2 protein-coding genes are annotated in these 4,598 nt (G+C 70.2%); both read left to right on the top strand.

All coding sequences use genetic code 11. The features are described 5' to 3' along the window. The first annotated feature begins 221 nt into the window (after positions 1-221). Positions 222-1,994, top strand: coding sequence for an Hsp70 family protein (locus AC2VOK_RS12090; protein WP_428900680.1), 1,773 nt, complete (start codon positions 222-224; stop codon positions 1,992-1,994). 176 nt (positions 1,995-2,170) lie between these two features. Continuing rightward, the coding region (locus AC2VOK_RS12085; protein WP_428900679.1) for a (Fe-S)-binding protein at positions 2,171-4,598 on the top strand (2,428 nt) is incomplete at its 3' end.

Here is a 4,598-nt window from a genome sequence, read left to right as displayed (position 1 = left end):
TCCCGCCCCGCAGCCGACGCGCCAGAGCGCCCCGCCGCGACACCATCACCTGCCGCACCTGCCGTCGGTGATCACCATCCCGGAGGTGCCGACGGTGATCACGCTGCCGCCCGGCCTGCCCTGAGGCACACCGCCGCGTCACCGCGGCCATGGAATCGCCCACACCCTTAGACTCGCTGCAATCCGCGGCGGGCGGCTGACAACGGACGCAGGGGTGCCAGATGAGCGAGTCGCTGGGGTTGTCGATCGGGGTGGCCAACCTGGTCGCAGCCCACCCGGGCGGGGCTCCGGTGCGCCGCAGCGCCGTGGTGACGCTCTACGAGCGCCGGGCAACCGAGGTCGGCGTGCCGCAGGAGAACCCGAACCTCACCGAGCCCGGGCTGGTGCTGCGGGGCTTCGTCGAACGGGTCGGCGACCCGGCTCCGCTGGTGGCGGCCGACGGGACGAAATACCTCGGCGAGGTGTTGACCGTCGAGGCGATCGAGGCGATGGCCCGCACGGTCGGCTCGGGAACCCCGATCACGGTCGCGGTGCCGGCGTACTGGTCGCAGGCCCAGGTCACCGCGCTGCGCGAGGAGTTCTTCGCCCAGCCCGACCTGGCGTCCCGCGGCGTGCCCCCGCTGCTGCTCTCCGACGCCACGACGGCGCTCGCGGCCCTGCGGGTCGGGCCTGGGCTGCCGACCGCCGGGGTCGTGGTCGTCTGCGACTTCGGCGCCGGCGGCACCAGCGTCACGCTCAGCGATGCGGGATCGGACTTCCGGCAGCTCGCGCCGTCGCTGCACTACACCGACTTCTCCGGCGACGGGATCGACCGGCTCATCCTCGGTCAGGTGCGGAGGGCCGCACCCGAGGGCGACGCGACGATGGCGATGGGATCGCTGACCCGACTGCTCGGCCAGTGCCGGTATGCCAAGGAACAACTGTCGACGGCCGCCGCGGCCACCGTCCCCGGAGTCCCCGCGGCATCCGGCGACCAGGCCCGGCTGACCCGTGCCGACCTCGAGCAGCTCATCTCCGAACCGCTGGACAGTTTCCTCGACACCGTCGCAGAAGCGTTGCAACGCAACGGGATTACCCGGTCCCGGGTGGCCGCCGTGGCGGTCGTCGGGGGCGGCGCCGAGATTCCGTTGATCACGACGCGGCTGTCGGGGCGGCTGGGGTTGCCGGTCCTGGTCGCACCGAAGCCCGGATACAGCGCCGCGATCGGCGCGGCGCTGCTCGGCGAGCAGCGGGCGCCGGCGGCAGTCCCGACCGCGGCCGGCCCGGTCGTCGAGAACCCCACCGAGATGGTCGGCGCGGCGCCCGATGACATGACCCGAGCCGCGGGGGCTGTCGCCGGCAACCCGGACGGCTACCAACCGGTGGCCTGGTCCCAAGACGCCGACGAGGAGGACAACGAGGAAGACGTGGTCCCCTACACCGGTCCCGAGTACACCGGCGGCTACGGGCGCGAGCCCCGGGCCGACGACGCCGGCCAGGATGCGCCGCTGCCGTGGTACAAGCGCACCGCGCTGGTGTTGAGCCTGGCGGGAGCGGGAGCCGCCGTCCTGCTCGCCGTGCTGCTCGCGCTCACACTGGGCCGCGACAAACCGGGTCGGCCAGGCCCGCCGACGCCGACGCCGACGCCGCAGACCGTGACCGTGACCGGGCCGAACAACAGCCCCACCGTGTCGGTCATCCCGCCGCCGTCCCCGTCCACCGCGCCGACCACCACCACCGCTGCCGCACCGAGCACCAGCGCGCCGACCACCACCACGGCACCGAGCACCAGCGCGCCGACCACCACGGCACCGACCACCACCACGTCGGCACCGGTAACCACAGCAACCACGACCGCGACCCAAGCCCCCACGACCACCGGCACCACGGCGACCGCGCCGAGCACGACGGAGCAGGCGATCACGACGACACCGCCCGCGCCCACGAGTGATCAGGCGACGCCCAGCCTCGAGCCGACGTCTGGCGCCAACGCCGCCGCCATCGACGGACAGTGACCGCCGCGTTCCGGCGAATCCGCCCCGGGACGGCCGCAACCGCAGGCCAGGGGCACCGGTGGAGGCAAAGTTAGGGCACCCTTTCTCGCGTCGAAAGCCCCGGGGATGCCACTATGAGCAGGGCTAAGCAGGCAAATCGAGCAGGCTGAATCAACGATGCATTGGGGAGACCTTCTGTGACCACGCAGATGCTCATCAGACTGACAGTGGGCATGGGCATGACCCTGGTCGTGTTCGCACTGGCCGCCCGGCGGGTCTGGTGGCTGTTCAAGCTCACCACCTCCGGACAGCCGGCCCCCGGGCACACCGACGACCCCGGCCGACGGGTCTGGACGGAGATCTCCGAGGTCTTCGGGCAGCGCCGCCTGCTGAAATGGTCGATCCCCGGCCTGGCGCACTTTTTCACCATGTGGGGATTTTTCATCCTGCTCACGGTCTACATCGAGGCCTACGGATTCCTGTTCCAGGCCAACTTCCACATCCCGATCATCGGGCGCTGGGACGCGCTGGGCTTCCTGCAGGACTTTTTCGCCACCGCCGTCTTCCTCGGCATCACGACCTTCGCGATCATCCGCACCGTCCGCAACCCACGCGAAATCGGGCGCAGCTCACGGTTCTACGGCTCGCACAATGGCGGGGCGTGGCTGGTCCTGTTCATGATCTTCAACGTCATCTGGACCTACGTGCTGGTCCGCGGGTCGGCGGTGAACAACGGCACCCTGCCCTACGACAAGGGCGCGTTCCTGTCGCAGCTGTCCGGCGCGATCCTGCGTCCGCTCGGCCAACCGGCCAACGAGATCATCGAGACGGCGGCGCTGCTGGCGCACATCGCGGTCATGCTGGCTTTCCTGGTCATCGTGTTGCACTCCAAGCACCTGCATATTTTCACGGCGCCGATCAACGTGATCTTCAAGCGGTTGCCCGACGGGCTGGGCCCGCTGCTGCCGATCGAGGCCGACGGCAGGCCGATCGACTTCGAGAACCCGCCCGACGACGCACGGTTCGGCCGCGGCAAGATCGAGGACTTCAGCTGGAAGGCGATGCTGGACTTCGCGACCTGCACCGAATGCGGCCGTTGCCAGTCGCAGTGCCCAGCCTGGAACACCGGCAAGCCGCTGTCGCCCAAGCTCGTCATCATGGATTTGCGCGACCACTGGATGGCCAAGGCGCCCTACATCCTGGGCGAGAAGCAGGCGCAGCCGCTCGAGGGACTCGACCTCGAATCGACTCACGAACAGGGCCACCATGTGCCCGAGTCCGGGTTCGGCCGGGTACCCGGCCACGGCCCCGAGCAGGCGGCACGTCCGCTGGTCGGCACCGCCGAGCAGGGTGGCGTGATCGATCCCGACGTGCTGTGGTCCTGCGTGAGCTGCGGGGCCTGTGTCGAGCAGTGCCCGGTCGACATCGAGCACGTCGATCACATCATTGATATGCGCCGCTACCAGGTGATGATGGAGTCGGAGTTTCCCTCCGAGCTGTCGATGCTCTTCAAGAACCTGGAGAACAAGGGCAACCCGTGGGGGCAGAACGCGTCGGACCGCACCAACTGGATCGACGAGGTCGACTTCGATGTTCCCGTCTACGGCCAGGACGTGGAGAGCTTCGACGGCTACGAGTACCTGTTCTGGGTGGGCTGCGCCGGCGCCTACGACGACAGGGCCAAGAAGACCACCAAGGCCGTCGCCGAACTGCTCGCGGTCGCCGGGGTGAAGTACCTGGTGCTGGGCGCCGGAGAGTCCTGCAACGGCGACTCCGCGCGCCGCTCGGGCAACGAGTTCCTGTTCCAGCAGCTCGCCCAGCAGGCCGTCGAGACCTTGGACGGGGTGTTCGAGGGGGTTGAGACCGTCGACCGCAAGATCGTCGTCACCTGCCCGCACTGCTTCAACACCCTGGGCCGCGAGTACCGCCAACTCGGCGCCAACTACTCGGTGCTGCACCACACCCAGCTGCTCAACCGGCTCATCCGCGACAAGAAGCTGGTCCCGGTCAGCCCGGTGTCCCAGGACATCACCTACCACGACCCCTGCTATCTGGGTCGGCACAACAAGGTGTACGAGGCCCCGCGCGAGCTGATCGGGGCCGCCGGGGCCACGCTCACCGAGATGCCGCGGCACGCCGAGCGCAGCTTCTGCTGCGGCGCGGGCGGCGCGCGGATGTGGATGGAAGAGCACATCGGCAAGCGGATCAACCACGAACGCGTCGACGAGGCCCTGGCCACCGGGGCCGCGACCGTCGCCACCGCCTGCCCGTTCTGCCGGGTGATGGTCACCGACGGCGTCAACGACCGGCAGGAGGAGGCCGGCCGCGAGGGCGTCGAGGTGATGGACGTCGCGCAGATCCTGCTCGCGTCGCTCGAGTACGACAAGGCCACGCTGCCGGCGAAGGGCGCGGCCGCCGAAGCCGCGGAGAAGGCCGAACCCAAGCCCAAGCCGAAGCCCGTACCCAAGGCCGAGGCCGCCGCCGCGCCTGCCGCACCCGCGGAGGCGCCGGTGACAGCCGAGGAGCCCGCCAAGGCCGCCCCCGCCAAGGCCGCCCCCGCCAAGGGCCTGGGCATCGCCGGCGGCGCCAAGCGGCCCGGCGCCAAGAAGGCCGCGCCCGCGGCAC

Source organism: Mycobacterium sp. TH-M116 (assembly GCF_057473685.1).
Note: the sequence above shows the minus strand (reverse complement) of the source record. Positions and strands in the feature narration are given on the sequence as shown.

Bases quoted from the DNA above. Each gene is read 5' to 3' on its own strand.
- AC2VOK_RS12090 (WP_428900680.1), top strand. From the start codon at position 222: ATGAGCGAGTCGCTGGGGTTGTCGATCGGGGTGGCCAACCTGGTCGCA.